The sequence below is a fragment of the Bacillus kwashiorkori genome (assembly GCF_001375515.1).
GTDB lineage: Bacteria > Bacillota > Bacilli > Bacillales > Caldibacillaceae > Bacillus_BK > Bacillus_BK kwashiorkori.
Genome location: NZ_CTDX01000016.1, coordinates 29,504 through 47,713, shown reverse-complemented (window position 1 = coordinate 47,713; position 18,210 = coordinate 29,504). Strand labels below are relative to the sequence as shown.

The 18,210-nt window shown below is 34.5% G+C and carries 18 protein-coding genes and 1 other annotated feature; of the genes, 6 read left to right on the top strand and 12 right to left on the bottom strand.

All coding sequences use genetic code 11. From position 1 onward, the window contains the following. Positions 1 to 5: 5 nt before the first annotated feature. Positions 6 to 659, bottom strand: coding sequence for a tRNA (guanosine(46)-N7)-methyltransferase TrmB (gene trmB / locus BN1242_RS09455; protein WP_062354892.1), 654 nt, complete (start codon positions 657 to 659; stop codon positions 6 to 8). 184 nt (positions 660 to 843) lie between these two features. Here trmB and BN1242_RS09450 point away from each other — a divergent pair, with 184 nt between their 5' ends. Continuing rightward, positions 844 to 1,122: a YtzH-like family protein gene (locus BN1242_RS09450; protein ID WP_062354889.1), complete on the top strand. Its 279-nt coding sequence runs from the start codon at positions 844 to 846 to the stop codon at positions 1,120 to 1,122. A 124-nt stretch (positions 1,123 to 1,246) separates the two neighbouring features. On the opposite strand, the gene BN1242_RS09445 is transcribed toward BN1242_RS09450, so the two are convergent. The 5 genes from BN1242_RS09445 to pepV all read right to left on the bottom strand — a co-directional run bounded on the left by BN1242_RS09445 (position 1,247) and on the right by pepV (position 6,347). Beyond that, a complete protein-coding gene (locus BN1242_RS09445; RefSeq protein WP_062354886.1) occupies positions 1,247 to 2,020 on the bottom strand; it encodes a phosphotransferase family protein in 774 nt (257 codons plus the stop codon). A gap of 156 nt (positions 2,021 to 2,176) precedes the next feature. Further along, positions 2,177 to 3,109, bottom strand: a complete 933-nt coding sequence (locus tag BN1242_RS09440; RefSeq protein ID WP_062354881.1) for a diacylglycerol/lipid kinase family protein — start codon at positions 3,107 to 3,109, stop codon at positions 2,177 to 2,179. A 49-nt stretch (positions 3,110 to 3,158) separates the two neighbouring features. Further along, positions 3,159 to 4,109, bottom strand: coding sequence for an NERD domain-containing protein (locus BN1242_RS09435; RefSeq protein ID WP_062354877.1), 951 nt, complete (start codon positions 4,107 to 4,109; stop codon positions 3,159 to 3,161). 12 nt (positions 4,110 to 4,121) lie between these two features. Continuing rightward, positions 4,122 to 4,697: an RNA 2',3'-cyclic phosphodiesterase gene (gene thpR, locus BN1242_RS09430; protein ID WP_062354872.1), complete on the bottom strand. Its 576-nt coding sequence runs from the start codon at positions 4,695 to 4,697 to the stop codon at positions 4,122 to 4,124. Between the two features lie 231 nt (positions 4,698 to 4,928). After that, positions 4,929 to 6,347, bottom strand: a complete 1,419-nt coding sequence (gene pepV / locus BN1242_RS09425; protein ID WP_062354869.1) for a dipeptidase PepV — start codon at positions 6,345 to 6,347, stop codon at positions 4,929 to 4,931. 238 nt (positions 6,348 to 6,585) lie between these two features. Here pepV and BN1242_RS09420 point away from each other — a divergent pair, with 238 nt between their 5' ends. Continuing rightward, on the top strand, positions 6,586 to 6,807 hold the full coding sequence (locus tag BN1242_RS09420) for a DeoR family transcriptional regulator (protein WP_062354866.1): 222 nt from the start codon (positions 6,586 to 6,588) through the stop codon (positions 6,805 to 6,807). 83 nt (positions 6,808 to 6,890) lie between these two features. Here the strand turns inward: BN1242_RS09420 and BN1242_RS09415 are convergent, their stop codons facing one another. Continuing rightward, on the bottom strand, positions 6,891 to 7,604 hold the full coding sequence (locus tag BN1242_RS09415; protein ID WP_062354863.1) for a pseudouridine synthase: 714 nt from the start codon (positions 7,602 to 7,604) through the stop codon (positions 6,891 to 6,893). Positions 7,605 to 7,822: 218 nt separating this feature from the next. On the opposite strand from BN1242_RS09415, the gene BN1242_RS09410 reads away from it, so the two are divergent. Continuing rightward, complete coding sequence (locus BN1242_RS09410; protein ID WP_238985129.1) at positions 7,823 to 8,050, top strand: hypothetical protein; 228 nt, start codon at positions 7,823 to 7,825, stop codon at positions 8,048 to 8,050. Positions 8,051 to 8,142: 92 nt separating this feature from the next. Here BN1242_RS09410 and BN1242_RS09405 read toward each other — a convergent pair whose 3' ends face one another. Then, positions 8,143 to 9,750, bottom strand: a complete 1,608-nt coding sequence (locus tag BN1242_RS09405; RefSeq protein WP_062354860.1) for a putative polysaccharide biosynthesis protein — start codon at positions 9,748 to 9,750, stop codon at positions 8,143 to 8,145. Between the two features lie 329 nt (positions 9,751 to 10,079). On the opposite strand from BN1242_RS09405, the gene BN1242_RS09400 reads away from it, so the two are divergent. Then, positions 10,080 to 11,342, top strand: coding sequence for a BaiN/RdsA family NAD(P)/FAD-dependent oxidoreductase (locus BN1242_RS09400; RefSeq protein ID WP_062354856.1), 1,263 nt, complete (start codon positions 10,080 to 10,082; stop codon positions 11,340 to 11,342). Between the two features lie 166 nt (positions 11,343 to 11,508). On the opposite strand, the gene BN1242_RS09395 is transcribed toward BN1242_RS09400, so the two are convergent. The 4 genes from BN1242_RS09395 to BN1242_RS09380 all read right to left on the bottom strand — a co-directional run bounded on the left by BN1242_RS09395 (position 11,509) and on the right by BN1242_RS09380 (position 16,401). Continuing rightward, positions 11,509 to 11,691 carry a sporulation protein Cse60 gene (locus tag BN1242_RS09395; protein ID WP_062354851.1) on the bottom strand — a complete coding sequence of 61 codons (183 nt, stop codon included), beginning with the start codon at positions 11,689 to 11,691 and terminating at the stop codon, positions 11,509 to 11,511. A 109-nt stretch (positions 11,692 to 11,800) separates the two neighbouring features. Then, positions 11,801 to 14,218, bottom strand: coding sequence for a leucine--tRNA ligase (gene leuS, locus BN1242_RS09390; protein ID WP_062354848.1), 2,418 nt, complete (start codon positions 14,216 to 14,218; stop codon positions 11,801 to 11,803). Between the two features lie 105 nt (positions 14,219 to 14,323). Next, positions 14,324 to 14,560 (bottom strand) — a binding site (T-box leader). Positions 14,561 to 14,642: 82 nt separating this feature from the next. After that, on the bottom strand, positions 14,643 to 15,839 hold the full coding sequence (locus BN1242_RS09385; protein WP_062354844.1) for an MDR family MFS transporter: 1,197 nt from the start codon (positions 15,837 to 15,839) through the stop codon (positions 14,643 to 14,645). Positions 15,840 to 16,134: 295 nt separating this feature from the next. Beyond that, entirely contained in the window at positions 16,135 to 16,401 is a 267-nt protein-coding gene (locus BN1242_RS09380) for a YtzC family protein (protein WP_062354841.1), read from the bottom strand. Between the two features lie 259 nt (positions 16,402 to 16,660). Here BN1242_RS09380 and mnmL point away from each other — a divergent pair, with 259 nt between their 5' ends. Further along, positions 16,661 to 17,644, top strand: coding sequence for a tRNA modification radical SAM protein MnmL/YtqA (mnmL, locus tag BN1242_RS09375; protein WP_062354838.1), 984 nt, complete (start codon positions 16,661 to 16,663; stop codon positions 17,642 to 17,644). Further along, positions 17,631 to 18,203, top strand: a complete 573-nt coding sequence (gene mnmM / locus BN1242_RS09370; protein WP_062354835.1) for a tRNA 5-(aminomethyl)-2-thiouridylate-methyltransferase MnmM — start codon at positions 17,631 to 17,633, stop codon at positions 18,201 to 18,203. The genes mnmL and mnmM overlap by 14 nt, the downstream gene beginning before the upstream one ends. Positions 18,204 to 18,210 lie beyond the last annotated feature (7 nt).

Below are 18,210 nucleotides of genomic sequence, written 5' to 3'. Positions count from 1 at the left end.
TACGATTAAGCTTTCTCCACCAATGGTAGTTGTACTTCACAACGAAAAATTCGCTTACCGATGGAAGAAAACCTTTCCTCGTATTCGGTCATGATATTCCCCTCAAAATCACTATGATGTAAATCTAAACTGACATATTTTAATTTTAATCCATATTCGGAAAAACTAACTAACGAATACTCAAACAAATGTTGATTATCCGTTTTAAAATGGATTTCACCATCAGTTTTCATAATATTTTCATACATTTGCAAAAAGTTTCGATGAGTAAGCCGACGTTTTTCGTGTTTATTTTTTGGCCATGGATCTGAAAAATTTAAATAAACTCGAGCGACTTCACCGTTTGCAAAAATTTCTTCTAATTTTTGCGCATTCATATTTAACAATTTTAAATTGGGTACTTCCGCTTCAATAGCCCGATCAAGAGCCGATACTATCACACTTGTATATGCTTCAATACCGATATAATTAATATTTGGATGGGCTTTTGCCATTTCTGTAATAAAACGACCTTTTCCCGTACCAACTTCAATATGAATTTCATTCGTATTATTAAATACTTGTTGCCAATTTCCCCGCTTATTTTCTGGTTCATGGATTACGTATTGCGGATAGTCAAGCAACTTTTCTTTTGCACCTGGTTTATTTCTTAAACGCATGTTTCCACCTCTTATGTATATTGTTCAATAGGACATGACTCGTCTATTTACACTTCCCGTCTCTTGTTTAAAATAACATATTCCTCTATAAAAACATAGCGTGATTTACATTATCTTCAGTGGAATAAAATAGCTACACTAACACAATCTATAATTGAAGTATAACGTAAGGAGTGTAGAATGAATGCCAATTGACCATACTCATCAACTAACCTTATTAAAGGATATTTTACAAAACCAACAAACGGATTGTTGTGGAGCAGTTTCTGAATATCAACAAATAGAAAGACTCGTGAAATCTTTAATGGTAAATGAAAATATTGACCAAAATGTAAAAGCGGTCTTACAAGAAATTTATAATTACGGCCAAGGCGGTCAATATACGAATAATATTGACAATCATATTGTAGAAAATCAAAATAATTTATCACAATGGGTTAATAGTATAGGGGATTATTCGTAAAAAGTAATGCGTCACAAGACGTTCGTAGTTAAAAAGAATACAGAATACAAATAAATATAAGCAAAAACAATAAAGGAGCTGCCATATAAAGACAGCTCCCTCTGAATATTCACATTTAAAAAAATTATAAAATAGTTTCTAAATACTGCTTCCAAAACGTCTCTTCTTCTTTATTATCTCTATCTTTAAATAAAATAATTGTTTCAATCGTTTGATATAACACATACCACTTTAAGCGTTGCATTAATTCTTTATCTAATTTCAATCCGTACATTTTCAACCATGAAGTCCATTGATTTTCGGGAACATACCAAAATAATAGTGGACCTAGATCCAACGCTGGATCACTTATTAACGCACCTTCCCAATCAATTAAGTATAATTGGTTATTCTCTGTAATGATCCAATTATTGTGGTTCACATCACCATGACAAACAGTTAATTTATTCGGATGAACATTTGGTAAATGGTTATTTAAGTAATTTAGCGTACTACTAATAATGGATTGTTGTTTTAACTCTCCATCCATTTTATTTATTAAATCTGCGACTAAACTGGTTGGTAAAACAGGGTATTTTCCTAACCTTTTTAACATAGATAACAAAGGTTTAGAATAGTGAATTTTCTTTAAAAGTTTCACTACATTTGTCCCTACCATATCAGAAGGTTCTAGTCTCTTCCCTGCTATCCATTTTTGCGCAGTAACAACATCACCGTTTTCTAACCTTCTTGTCCAGACTAGTTTAGGGACTATTCCTTCTGCTGAAAGAACTGCTAAAAATGGTGATGAATTCCTTTTAATAAATAATTTTTCATTTTCATGTTGAGCATAAAATGCTTCACCAGTAATTCCACCAGCAGGAGTAATCTCCCAACCATTACCAAATATGTGTTCCACAAGATTCACCTTCAATAAGCCATGTAATTCTGTTAAGCTATTTTTATTGTAACACGACACTAGGAAAAATAAATAGTCGCTTTTTGATTTTATCGGTTATTAGCTAAACAAGTCAAGAGTAAATACTAGCTAGACAAATATAGGAAAAATCTGGCATTAATTTTTACTTAAAATAGAAACTTCATTTCGCCTAATGGTAATATTTACCACTCCCAAACCAATATCTTCACCATCTGCGTGTAGCGGTAGTTCGGTAGCAGTATTTATCTTTATTTCTCTACTAGTAAATGTCGAAACTTCCTTCATACGTGTGTGTCCACCCCAAAACACAGTAATAAATAAAAAAAGTAATTTTAATCTAGAAATATTATTAACTACAATTATATCAAAAACGCCATCGTTTGGTTCTGCCATTGGTGCAATCTCCATTCCACCACCATAAAAAGGTTGATTAGAGACAGTAACAAACCATGTGTTATCAAATGTATATGATCTTCCATCGAGACATAATTGTAATTTGGATGGTTGATACAAAAGCACTTCCTTTATTAAATAGAACACGTAAATTAATTTACCCATTGAAAATTTATTTAATATTGGTTTAAGTTTAGATTGATTAGCACTTCGACTAATTTTCGCATCAAAACCACAGCCAAAGTTGTTAATAAATGCCCCAGTAATCCCTGACCGCTTTATAAAATAACCAATATCAAATTGCTTATATGCTCTTTTCTCATAGTAGTCCATTATTTGTTGAAATGCTTCATAAGGTTTAAGTGAAAAGGAAAATCCTCTTGAAAAATCATTCCCAGAACCAGCAGGTATATAGCCGATGATTACATTTGAATAAAGATAAACACCATTCACAACTTCATGGACTGTACCATCACCACCAACAGCAATAATATATACTTGTCCAACAGAATTACTAGCTATATCTCTTGCCAAAACTGTCCCGTCTCCACTAGTTTTCGTAAAATGTCTTTTGAACTTTATTTGTTTTTCCTCTAGCATGGTTTCTATTTTTTGCCATATTTTTAAACTATACCCGTTTTTCGCTGCGGGATTAATGATAAAATGTAAGTCCATAAAATCCCTCGTTTTCAATAAAATTAATAACTTACTAACTACCCACTTTTTAAAATGACCATTCTTGCCGCTTTACGGAAACAGTATGACAATAATCTAATAATGTTTTTGCAACTTTTAACTGCATATGTTTTAAGGGAGAAGGCATCTTTCGGCTTGTTTCAAACCACGTTCGGAAAGTTCGTTTATCCACAATGGTCGTTCCAAATGGGATTAACGAATAGTCTATATAGCCGCTTCTTGAAATTAATATTTTTTGAATCGGAAAATCAATGTTATGTGCCTGCAATAATTTACGAATAACATTTTCTGTCCGAGTAAGAGAAATTAAAGGATTAACTATTTTAGAAGTTTCATTACTACCTCTTTTTTCCCAAAAACGTTCATCCGAGCCAACAAATACCGTGTCATCTTCTGCTTCTAAAAAGGAAATACAATATAAATCTGTTGGAGACAATAAAATGATTTCACTTTCAAACAATGCTCTATTTATTAAGAAAACAGGGCGATAAAAAAGTAAAAACGTATCTGGGAAACGCTGCAAAAATAACTTTATCTTTTCTTCCCGATAATAACTTGAGTCAATATAAGATTTCTCTGTAATAGTGGAACTTGCCCAAATCATTTGTGTTTCAAATATTTCTTGTAAAAAAAGGTTTTTTAATTCTTCTAAATTTTGCGGACGTTCGATTTGCTTTTGAAATATATTTATGCCCTCATCCGAAGTAGGTATATAATCATCTTCCTTTATAATAGAGTTAATTTCATTCTGCTTATTGAATACCATCTTTAATTTTTGAATGAATTTCGGTGAAGACTTTTCGAAACTTAAATTCATTTCTTCTAGCTCTTCCTCATAAATTGGCCACTGTTCTGTTTCCCAAGCATGCTTTAATTTTTGCCACTGTTCTCTTTTTAATTTGATAAAACGTGGCGGATACCGATAAATGTCCAGCTCATAACGTGAGATATAATCTTGCAATTTAACTAATTGCCCCATAATACCATTCCTTTATTTATGATAACTATCGCTTAGAGGGTAGCGAAAATACTCGTAGTACTTAGGTGTTTCTTTTACATGTGATTCATATAAAACGATTGAATCAATCATGAATGTGTATAGTTTTTCACTTTTTTGTTGTATTTTAACTAAATTTGATTTATTAAACGGGGTTTCTCCTTGCCACTTTCTTGCCAAAGTAATATGTGGCCGAAATGGCTTTTTATCTAAAATAAATCCACTATCTATACAATGATTATACACTTTTTTCTGTATTTGTAATAAAGATTCTGAAGGTAATACATCTAACCAGAAAACTCGCGGTTGCTTCTCCGATCCAAAAAATCCTAACTCGTTTAAAGTAAGCGAAAAGCTTTCTTCTTTCCATAACATTTTTTCCATACTGACATTTAATTTGTCCAATCGGTCTTTTTTACAACTGCCTAAAAACGCAAGAGTGATATGATAGTCTTGAGGATGAACCCAATTTTTAAAAGGAAAATGGCTTTTCTTTTTTTGTATCCATTCATTTATTACCTCTTTCGCTTCATCTGGAAGTTTGACAGCAAAAAAATAATGTAAATCCATTGGCAATATCCCCCATCTTTATAGTTAAAATTATTAAAAGAAAAGGATGCATTTTAGCATCCGTTGTAATACTTAATTATTGTAGTCGTTGTTTCAAAATTGGAGAAAACTTCTCATCATAGAATTTGAACATTTATTTTCATTCCCTCACCTATCGTACCGTTATGGTAGTCTGTTATCACCATTCTAACGGTAGGGAACTTTTCTGCCAGACATTTAAGTATGGAAAAATTACTTTGCTAATTCATAAATAGCTTCAGCATAAATGGCAGTTGCTTTCAATAAGTCTTCCAGTTCCATATATTCATCTTTTTGATGGGCTACGTCTTGTCTTCCAGGGAATAGCGGACCAAATGCGACACCTGCTTTCAATGATCTTGCATATGTTCCTCCACCGATTGCGAGCAACTCCGCTTTTTCTCCAGTTTGTCGCTCATATACTTTTTGCAAAGTTTGAATTAACGGATGACTCTCTTCTACATAATGGGGTTCGGAATTTGCATAATGGGTTACATGAAATGGATAATCTTGAACAAGTCGATCAATGATATTTTTCGCCCCTTCGAATTGATAAGTAACCGGATAGCGGATATTTATACCGACATTCCCTGTTTGTGATTTTTCGTAATTTAAAATTCCAATATTTACCGTTAAATCTCCACTAACAGCATCACGGTAATTAATTCCTAATTTAATGCCACGAGAATCTTCGAAGAAATAGTTCGTCAAAAATTGGAAATATTGTTTTGCACGTCCATCAATATTTTGTTCTGCTAAGAAAGCGGCTAAATATAAGCCAGCATTTTTCCCGTTATTTGGCTCCATCGCATGAGCGGAAACCCCTTTTAAAACGAAACGCAACTCGGTTTCGGTTTTTTTCTCTACTTGGCCACTTAATTTCTTCTCTGATAAAAATTGTTCGAAGTTCGCAATCAAATCGTCGAAGTTGCTTGTTGTTTTCATTATTACTTCCGCATAATCTGGAACCATATTATAGCGTCTTCCCGAATGAAAGGAATGAACTTCGAATAACGACTTATCGTCCTTTGCAAGTTCTTCATCGTACGTTAACTCTAATTCGACCATCCCTTTTTCTGCATGTATAATTGGAAAATCAGCATCCGGTGCAAAACCAATAGTTGGCATTTCTTCAGATTTAAAATAATGCTCAACACATCTCCATTTACTTTCCTCATCTGTTCCGATGATCATTCGCACCCTTTTAGATAAAGGTAACCTCAACTCGTGGACAATTTTCATTGCATAAAATGCGGCAATGGTTGGACCTTTATCATCGAGAGCTCCTCTTGCATAAATTTTTCCATTATGAATTTCAGCTCCATAAGGATCATAATTCCAACCATCACCTTCAGGAACGACATCTACATGACAAAGGATACCGAGCAACTGTTCTCCATTGCCGAATTCCAGGTGTCCCGCTAAATTATCCAAGTTTTTCGTTTGAAAACCTGCATTATTTCCCTTTTCAAGCATATAAAGTAGTGCTTCTTTCACACCTTCTCCAAAGGGTGCATCCGGCTTCCTATTTTCTTCATCTAATACACTCTTAATATGTAATAATCCTTGCAAATCTGCGATTAGCTCTTCTTTTCTTTTTATTACTTCTTCAAGCCAATTTATTTTATCCAAAAAATCACCTCTTATTAAAAAGTATTATATACTAAAAAATCTGTTTTATCTTGTTAGATTATGAAAAAAATTGTACAATCTTTCCGAAAAAAGTAGCTATTTAATTAATAATTTGTTATAATATTTATATTACTTTTTAAGTATAATGTATTAAGAGATGAAATAGCTTTCTATTTTTGGAATGCGTCTCCAAAAAATTATTCATCATCTCTATAAAAATTTGATAGGGAGTGGTTTTTTGAGAAATTCAACTGACCGAATGCTAACTCGAATCAAATCAGTCTATATGTTTATCCAAGAAAATGGGACTGTTACGACCCAGGAACTTGTAGACGAGTTTGGCATTACTCCTCGAACGATTCAAAGAGACTTAAACGTACTGGAATACAATGACTTAGTGAAAAGTCCGAGCCGCGGAAAATGGACCGCAACAAATAAAAAAGTAAAACTGTCATCTTAGAACTTCATATATTATTAATCGCCCAAAATCGGCGATTTCTTTTTGCTTAAGACTATTTCAACGTTTAGTGGTATTTTATGTAATTATTTTCCTTTTAACAATTGTATCTCTTCCTCTGTCAATTCACGATATTCTCCTAAAGCTAAATCTTCATCTAATTTTAAAGGACCCATCGTCATCCGTTTTAAATAAACTACAGTTCTTCCAATTGCTTGAAACATTCTTTTTACTTGGTGATACTTCCCCTCTGTAATTGTCAATTCTACTTCCGAACGAATTTCTCCATTCTTGATTACTTTTAGTTTAGCTGGTTTCGTTACATATCCATCGTCTAATTGTACACCTGTTTCAATTGCGTGCCGTTCCTCTTCACATATTGATCCATCAATGACTACAAAGTATGTTTTTGGTACATGCTTCTTTGGTGATAAAAGTTGATGGGCTAACTGTCCATCGTTCGTTAACAGCAATAAGCCTTCTGTATCTTTATCTAACCTTCCGACTGGGAAAATATTTGGACGTTGGTCTTCTATGTATAATAAATCAATTACCGTTTCATCTTTCATATCTTCTGTCGCCGAAATAACACCCGCCGGTTTATTCATCATGAAATAATAAAATTCTTTATAAACTATTTGTTCTCCATGAACAGTAATCGTATCTTTTTCTGGATCGACATGGCTTTTTCCTTCCTTCACTATTTCGTTATTAACTAATACGACACCACTTTTTATTAATTGTTTCACTTCTTTTCTTGTCCCAAATCCAACGTTTGCTAATAATTTATCCATTCTCATCTAATATTTCCCCTTTTCGTAAAATGATATTAATTTTTCATTTGAGTAAATAACTTTGTGGAAGCTACTCCAGACTGCATTATTCAAATCCATACTTTAGCAATTTCCCGTTAATTCCCAAAAAATAACAAGACATATAAAAATAGGCTCTTACCTAGTTCATCTTCCCCATATGTATCATACACTATAACATCTTTAAATAAGAGGAGGGTATGTGAATGATGGATTATCGTCAAATGCAATTTCCACAGCAGGGTGTATCCCCTACACAATATCAAGGTGGGCCTGGTGGATTTGGAGGACCGGGTGGACAAGGCGGTTTTTTCCCACTCCCTGGAGTTTCTGGAAGACTCAATCAACTAGAACGGGAAGTAAATCGACTGCAAAACCAATATAACCAACTTGACCGCCGCGTTCGACGCATCGAAAGACGATTAGGCTTTTAATATTTTATAGAAAAATACGCAAACTTTATAAAAATATATACAGTTAGGGTGCTTCATGTTCATGAGCACCCTTTTTAAATATAAAAATCACTTTAACTTAGCCGACGTTTAATTTTTTGTACTTGGTCACCTAAAATCAATTGAATCAATTTAGATTTAAGACCTAAATAAAAATAAACTACCACCGCAAAAATAACACAAACTAGAATGATTAAAACGGATGGAATAATGGATTCAGGTGATAAAAAGAAATGAAGAAATTTATAAACAAAAAACACAACCACTAACATAATTGCATTAAAAATGAAAATAAGTATCGTCCTTCTTATTACGAGCTTTAGACGGTATTGGGTGTAATGTTTTATCACGATAAAATTAATTACGATAGCTACTAAATAACCAATTGTTGTTGCTAATATCGCGCCATATGTCTCAAACGCTTTTATTAATGGAATATTCAACACTAATTTCATTAACAACCCGAGTAACAAACTAAAAATCGTAAACCGCTGTTCATTTATCCCTTGCAATATAGCAGCTGAAACAGAGAATAAAGCGAACAAAATAGCTACTGGAGCGTAGGCAGCAAGGATATTCGCTCCTAATATATCATGACTGTAAAAAACTGTATAAATTGGTTCTGCAAGAATAGATATCCCAAGAGAAGCTGGTAACGTTAAAAACATAACGACTTGAAACGTTTGATCCAATTGTTGTTGCAATGAATCACGATGTTGATTTACAAAAGCACTTGTGATAAGTGGCACTAATGTTAAAGAAAATGCGGTTGCTAATGACACAGGAATAATGACTAATTTATGGGCATAAAAATTCATCGTCGCTAAATAATTCTCCGATTGATCTGCTAGGCCGATTTGCACCATTGCTTGATTAAAAGTTAACGTATCCACTAATTGAAATAAAGGGTTAGCTAATCCGACGAAAATAAACGGAATTGAATAATTAATGACCTCTTTATATATTTCTCGATAAGAAATTTTCATTTGTCCTTTATCATGCTCTAACAATTCATCTAAGTAAGGCTTCCGTTTAATAAAATACATAATGAGAACAATTAAACTACCTATCGCGCCGACAAATGCTGCAAAAGTAGCAATTTTTACCGCATCAACGACCGTACCATCGGCTACCTTTAAAACGATATACGCCCCTGCTAAGAGAAAGGTAATCCGGACAATTTGTTCAATCACTTGAGAAACTGCAGAAGGACCCATCGACTGGTGTCCTTGGAAAAATCCCCGGATTAAACTCATAAACGGAACGACAATAAGTGCAAAACTAATCGAGCGAATAACAGCAACAACATCTTCCGGACGCGAAGTTAAATCATCATCAGGAATAATAATACCCGCTAAAGACGGGGCTAAAAAATAAAGGGCCAAAAATGTGATGAATCCTGTTGTCATCATAATGAGTAAACCAGACTTAAATAATTGTCTGCCTACTTTGTATTCACCAAGTGCATTATATTTGGCAACAAATTTTGAAACAGCTAAAGGTATCCCGCCAATACCAATACTTAAGAAAATATTGTACGGTACATAGCCATATGAATAGAGGGCAGCACCTTGCTTACCCACTAATGCAGCAAATGGAATAACGTAAAATAAACCGAGAAATTTTGAAATATATGTTCCAATTGTTAAAATAAAAGTCCCCCGTAATAATTTTGAAGACATACAATCCCTTCCTACTTCAGAAAATATTCCGATATTCAATGATTTCTTTATATGAACAAAAAGTATATGTTACAATCACTAATGAATTAGATTTAAGTCACTATAAGTAGTGTACATGTTAATGACATGGTTTGACAATTTCATTTTGCAAGTTTTGTCGAATTTATAGAACTATCTTTTTTTTGTGAGTATATAAAGGAATATACCCTTTAATATTTCTTAAAGTCATTGGCAATCTTTTATTTTACCTTTAAGTTTTATATAATGAATAAAACTTTGCCTAGAAATTAGTTTTAGCATTATTAATTCAAAAAGTAAAGGTGGATTTAATGGAAACAGATGTATTAGTTATCGGTGGAGGACCAGCAGGATTGATGGCTGCTATCGCTGCAGGTGAGTCAAATGTTCGTGTTACATTAATTGATAAAGGAAATAAGTTAGGACGAAAACTAGCCATTTCTGGAGGCGGACGCTGCAATGTTACGAATCGTTTACCAATAGATGAAATAGTCAAACATATACCAGGAAACGGCCGTTTTCTATACAGTGCCTTTGCTGAATTTAATAATGAAGATATTATTCATTTTTTTGAAAACCTCGGTGTAAAATTAAAAGAAGAAGACCATGGCAGAATGTTCCCCGTAAGTAATGATGCAAAATCGGTTGTTGGAGCACTTCTTCACCGGCTCAATGAATTAAATGTAAAAATATTAACAAACACTCCTGTAAAAGATATTTTATATGAAGACGGAAAAGTAGTTAAAGTATTACTAGAAAACGGTAATGAAATAATTCCAAAAGCAGTTATAATCGCTGTTGGCGGGAAATCTGTTCCACATACAGGATCAACTGGCGACGGCTACCCATGGGCTGAAAAAGCAGGTCACACTATTACAGAACTTTATCCGACGGAAGTGCCGTTATTATCAAATGAAGAATTTATTCAAAACCGGCAACTTCAAGGGTTATCTTTAAGAAACATAGCATTATCCGTCCTTAACCCGAAAGGAAAGACGATTATCACGCACAAAATGGATATGATTTTTACCCATTTTGGTGTCTCTGGCCCTGCAGTATTACGCTGCAGTCAATTCGTTGTCAAAGCATTAAAAAAATGGGAATTGTCAGAAGTGGTGATGAAACTCGATTCCCTTCCCGAAAAAAAGGAGGAGGAAATTTTTCAAGAATTTATAGAAAAAACGAAAGAAGAACCAAAAAAAGCGATAAAAAATAGTATTAAAGGACATCTGCCAGAACGTTATTTATTGTTTTTATTAAATCAGGCAAAGATCGACCAAGATGCACCATTAAACACTATCTCTAAAGAAAAATTAAGACAATTGGCTAAGCTATGTAAAGATTTTCGTTTTACCGTGAACGGTACGCAGCCGTTGGAAAAAGCATTCGTAACAGGTGGTGGGGTTTCCATCAAAGAAATTGAACCGAAAACGATGGCTTCCAAGATGACGAAAGGACTATTTTTTTGTGGTGAAGTGTTAGATATTCACGGTTATACTGGTGGCTATAATATTACTTCTGCCTTCGTAACTGGAAGGTTAGCTGGTTTAAATGCAGCAAAATTTTGTAAGTGAATGATATCTATATAGTGTCTTATACGTGATTTTGTAACATTCCCTTCAATTCATCTATTCTTCACTTTTAGCATTTTCAAGCAAGTTTCTCCCATTAGCTGACTATCAGCTAAAAATTTTCCAGGAGAAACTTGTCTTATTCTGGCTAAAAAAGAACAGCAACTTCTTATGAACGGTAGATGACCATGGCCGAGAAACAGTAAATTTGCTCCTCATCTTCCTCTGCAATTGCAGCTACGTCATATTTAATGTCTATTAATTGCGTTTCATCAATCTTTTGCAAAAATTTATTTACTTCAAATTCCAAATCCTTTTCATGTTCTAAATCAAATACTTTTACCTTGACCATCTTTCTCTCTCCCCAAATAATTGATATTTATATTTTGGACAAATAGTTAGAATTTTAAAACACAAAAAAACTGTCCAAATGGATTGGACAGTTTTTTTCGAAAAAGTATTTAGTTTGCAACAATATTAACGAGTTTGCCAGGTACAGAGATAACTTTACGAATTGTTTTTCCGTCTAGTTGATTTTTGACTGTTTCGTCTTCTAACGCAATTTTTTCTAGTTCTTCCTTTGTCATATCGCTTGCTACTAATTTTTTCGCACGGACTTTTCCATTAATTTGAATTACTATTTCTACCTCATTGTCAATTAATTTTTCTTCACTATAGACAGGCCATTCTGTATAAGTAATCGAGTCATTATTTCCGAGTTTTTCCCACAATTCTTCCGCAATATGTGGACAAATTGGCGATAGTAATTGTAAAAATCCTTCCATATATGTTTTCGGAAGTTCCTCCACTTTATATGCTTCATTAATAAAGACCATCATTTGTGAAATTGCTGTATTAAAATGTAATCCTTCATAATCTTCGGTAACCTTTTTCACCGTTTGATGATATACCTTCTCTAACGGACCACCTGTTTTAGCAACAATTTTTTCCGTAACTGAGCCATCCTCATTAATTAGCAAACGCCAAATTCTATCTAAAAATCTCCTTGCTCCGTCTAGCCCTTTTGTAGACCAAGCGATAGATGCGTCTAACGGTCCCATAAACATTTCATATAGGCGTAGCGTGTCTGCACCGTGACTTTCAACTATTTCATCCGGATTTACAACATTTCCTTTAGATTTACTCATTTTTTCATTATTTTCACCAAGTATCATTCCTTGATTAAATAGTTTTTGGAATGGTTCCTTCGTTGGTACTACACCTATATCGTATAAAAACTTATGCCAGAAACGAGCATATAATAGATGAAGTACGGCATGTTCAGCACCACCAATATATATGTCAACAGGAAGCCACTGCTTTAGTTTTTCCGCATCGGCTAATGCCGCTTCATTATGAGGATCAATATATCTTAAGAAATACCAGCAACTACCTGCCCATTGTGGCATCGTATTTGTTTCTCTTCGACCTTTTTTACCAGTTTCCGGATCAACTACTTCTAACCAATCGGTAGCATTTGCTAATGGCGATTCACCCGTTCCTGATGGTTGAATATGGTCCATGACAGGAAGCGTTAACGGTAATTGATCTTCAGGTACAGTCGTCATCGTTCCGTCTTCCCAATGGATAATTGGAATCGGTTCACCCCAATAACGTTGACGGCTAAACAACCAATCGCGTAATTTATAAGAAACTTTTTTCGTACCAATTCCTTTTTCTTCAAGCCAAGCAATCATTTTTTGAATTGCCTCTTCTTTTTGAAGCCCATTTAAAAACCCTGAATTCACATGAATACCGTCACCTATATAGGCTGATTCATTTATATTTCCGCCTTGGACAACTTCTGTAATAGGTAAATCGAATTTTCTCGCAAAATCATAGTCCCTTTCATCATGAGCTGGTACAGCCATTATTGCTCCAGTTCCATAAGTGATAAGCACATAGTCAGCAATCCAAATTGGCATTTTTTCATTCGTTGCTGGATTAATCGCATAGGCGCCAGTAAATACACCTGTTTTTTCTTTCGCTAAATCCGTTCTTTCCAAATCTGATTTTGATTTAATTGCCTCCAAATATTCTTGCACTGCTCGTTTTTGTTCACTCGTCGTTATTTTGTCTACTAACGGATGTTCAGGAGCCAACACTGCATATGTTGCGCCAAATAGTGTATCAGGTCTAGTCGTAAAAACAGTGAAGGACTCCGTTTCATGACCGTCTATTTGGAACGTGATTTCTGCCCCTTCTGACCGGCCAATCCAATTTCTTTGCATATCTTTAATATTTTCTGGCCAATCTACTTCGTCTAAATCATCCAGGAGACGGTCAGCATATTCGGTTATTTTTAACACCCATTGTTTCATCGGTTTCCGTATAACTGGGTGGCCACCTCTTTCACTTTTCCCATCAATAACTTCTTCATTTGCAAGTACTGTCCCTAAAGCTGGGCACCAGTTAACAGCAACCTCATCAATATATGCCAAACCTTTTTCATACAGCTTTGTAAATATCCATTGTGTCCATTTGTAATAATTAGGGTCAGTCGTGTTTACTTCACGATCCCAATCATAGGAAAAACCTAAGGAATTAAGCTGATTTTTAAATGTATTAATGTTTTTTTGGGTAAATTCCGCTGGATCATTTCCAGTATCAATAGCATACTGTTCTGCTGGCAAACCAAATGCATCCCAGCCCATTGGATGAAGCACATTATAACCTTGCATCCGTTTCATCCGTGCTAAAATATCTGTTGCTGTATAACTTTTCGGATGACCTACATGTAATCCTGCTCCAGAAGGATATGGAAACATATCTAAAGCGTAAAAGAAAGGTTTTGATGAATCTTCTGTCGTTTGGAAAGTTTTATTTTTTAACCAATGGTTTTGCCACTTCTGTTCCATTTTTTTATGGTTAAAGCTCATTTGTTAAAACGCCTCCTATTCAATATGACTGTTTTCATAATTTTTAGTACTGCCACTTATTTGCGTATTTAAAATACAAAAAATCCCCCCATCCCAAAAATTATAATTTGGGACGAGAGGATTTGGCTCCCGCGGTACCACCCATTTTAACATTTCTTGTATTTTGCAAAACAAGAAAATTGTTCACTTCATTATCCTGTAACGTAGGTAACGGCAAATATTACTATATCGTTCATATTTGCGACTCAAAGGCGAGTTCGTGCTGCACTTGACTGACTCACACCAACCGTCAGCTCTCTTAACAAGTACTTAATCACTACTACTCCTTCTCACAGTTTTTTTCCAATATTTTATTCATTGATATTATCGAATATTATAGTAAATCTTTTTATTAAATGCAAGCTATCTCATTATTTTTTTCAGGCTAAATGGATAAACTACTCGATTTTTTTTCTGTAGCTTTTAAACCTCTATCGTAAATAATCGTTGTAAATATTGCTACGATAAACAAGCTCAAAAGGATAATAAATAATACACTCATCCCATACATATCAACGAGAAAACCGCCTAAAATCGGTCCAATCATTCTACCAACAGTGGCTGCACTATTCACAATTCCTTGGTAAAAGCCTTCTCTTCCTTTAGGTGCAAGCATATCAGCAATTGTCGGAATTGCAGGCCAAACGAGCATTTCTCCGATCGTCATAATAACCATTCCAGTAACAAAGCCAAGAAATACAGTGGAAACGGACGCAACACTAAACGCAATAATAAAAATACATAGCCCTATGATAATTTGTATTTTTAATGTTTTCGCGAACTTTTGAATAAATTTGGACATTAGTGGTTGTGCTAAAACAATTAAGGCACCATTAACAGTCCACAAAAGACTATATTGTTCCAGTGTTATTTTTAATTCTTGCGTGTAAGTTGCAATCGTTGTTTGCCATTGAACATATGCTAACCAACAGAGTGCATATCCAATGGAAAGAATGAGCAAAGCGGTTAATTTTTTCTTGTTTTTCTCATACTTTTTCGGCGTTTGTTGCTGAATGACAGTTGGACCAATTGGATTATCTGCAAGGTTACGATAACCGAAAAATGCAATGAAGAAAAATACGATATAAAGGGATGTGTTTGCGATGAAAATCAAATTAAAAGAAATATGGGCGACATATCCAGCTAGAGCAGAGCCAATGGCCACACCGATATTTGCAGCAACATACATCGCATTAAACGCCCTTCTTCCCCCTTCTTTCCAAACAGAACCGGCGAAAGCGTACATGGCAGGGTTCACTAAACCAGAACCAAAACCAATAATTGTAAGGAAAATCGGATAATGTGGCCAACCGTGCCAAAAGGTGAGACCAATTAGGGAAGCAAGCGTGATTATTATACCTAACATAACAGAACGATAGCCGCCAATCTTATCAAATAAATAACCACCATAAAGGTTACCTATAATACTTGCAGCTGAGTTTAGCATCAAGACAAATCCTGCTAATGTTAATGATTTCCCAAGTTCTCCATGTAAATAAATGGTATTTAATGGCCATAAAAAAGAACCGCCAGTAACATTAACGGCCATTCCAATAACGATAAGCCATAGTGCACGCGGCATAATAACCGCCTCCTTACCGAACTTATTTCGAATACCAGAATAATTTTAGATGACTTTCAAGTAAAGTGCAATGAATTATTTATGGAAAATCATTTTCTTTTTAACGTATTAGCAAAATGAATAAATGAAAGGGTTTACAATAGAAAACTGTTTTTTTTAAAAAAACCATTACCATTTTTTGTATTACAATTTCGCAAAATTACTTGATTTGAAAGAACATTATCAAGGGGTATTCAAATAGAACAAAAAAAGGTTACCCAACAGCAAAAGATTTGTTATTGGGTAACCTATATAGTTACGGTCGATTAATAATAATCATTTGATTTTGCAGCTGTTGAATTTGCAGTCTCATTCGATCAAGTCTTTCACGCTGTACCGCATTGGCTGAATGGTACATAGCCATTAACTCATTGAATCTATCTTCTAACAACTGTTGCGCCTGGCTATATTCATCATCAAAATAATATCCTTGCCGTGAGCCATCCGTATATTCCTGTCTGGCGACTTCCAGTGTTTCTTCACATTTATTAATAAATTGTTCCAGGGAATCTCTTGTAGTCATCGCTACTCCCCCTTTGAATTTTTATTAATAATGCAATACACTCAGCCTATATAGGTACATGAAAAACGAAGAGTCAGCTCTTCCATCATAATTTTCACTTAACCACGATAATTATTACATGGTAATTAAATGTAACATGTTATACCACTTTTATAATGAGACAAATAGTACTTCCTCGTCAACATCTTTATCATCTTTATTATTCATGGTAAAATATTTTTTTAGAGTTGTTACATTTAACTAGAAAGGTGTCTTTATAATGAATCCTTTTCCATATACATTTGATCAGAAACGGTATCATACATGGAATTATCACTTAAGGAAGCAGTTTGGAGAAAAAATCTTTAAAATTGCCATTGACGGTGGATTCGATTGTCCTAACCGGGATGGGACAGTTGCGTATGGTGGTTGTACCTTTTGCAGTGCCTCCGGTTCTGGAGATTTTGCTGGAAATAGAGCCGAGCCAATAGAAGTTCAGTTTCAAAATATAAAACAAGTAATGCATAAAAAATGGAAAGACGGTAAATATCTCGCTTATTTTCAAGCATTTACGAATACACATGCACCAGTAGCTGTATTGCGCGAAAAATACGAAACCGCTCTTAAGCAAGAAGGGGTAGTAGGTATTTCTATCGCAACCCGACCAGACTGTCTTCCTGATGATGTTGTGGAATACTTAGCGGAATTAAATGAACGAACATATTTATGGGTTGAACTCGGACTGCAAACTGTTCATGAAAAAACAGCCAATTTAATCAACCGTGCACATGATTTTGATTGTTATGTTAAAGGGGTTGAAAAATTACGCAAACATAATATTCGGATATGTAGTCATATTATAAACGGTTTGCCTCAAGAAACACCTGAAATGATGTTAGAAACGGCTAAAGCTGTTGCTAATTTAGATGTTCAAGGAATTAAAATCCACTTACTTCATTTGTTGAAACGTACTCCAATGGTTAAACAATATGAAAAAGGTTTGCTACAATTTTTGAGTTTTGATGAGTACGTCCAATTAGTATGTGATCAATTAGAAATTTTACCGCCTGAAATGATCGTTCATAGAATTACTGGTGATGGGCCCATTGACTTAATGATTGGTCCAATGTGGAGTGTCAATAAGTGGGAAGTTTTAAATGCCATTGATTCAGAGTTATTAAAACGAAATAGTTGGCAAGGGAAATACTATCATCAATCGTCCAATACGGTTAATAAAGGAGAAATAATCCATGATACTAAATAGGGTTATCCCTTTTGCACATCAGTTATTAACGACTGTTGTCCATCCTGGCGATATTGCCATCGATGCGACAGTAGGTAACGGCAATGATACACTACTGCTCGCTAACCTTGTTGGTATTAATGGCAAAGTATATGGCTTTGATATTCAAGAGGAAGCAATTATCCGTACAACGGAGAAGTTACGAGCAAAAGGACTATATTCACAAATTAACTTAATTCATTCTGGGCACGAGCATTTGCAAAACTATATACCGCCAAACGAGTACGAAAAAATTACAGCAGCTATTTTTAATTTAGGCTATTTACCTAGTGGTGACCACAATATCGTTACAAAGCCGCAAACGACCATTACCGCAGTATCCAATCTGCTAGAAATAATGCCCGCAGGCGGGTTAATCATACTCGTTGTCTATCACGGACATCCAGAAGGGAAAACAGAAAAAAAAGCATTATTACAATTCGCAAAACAAATAGATCAGAAAAACGCTCATGTATTAAAATACGAATTCATTAACCAAATAAATGATCCACCATTTATTATTGCAATTGAAAAAAGGTAATGGTTTC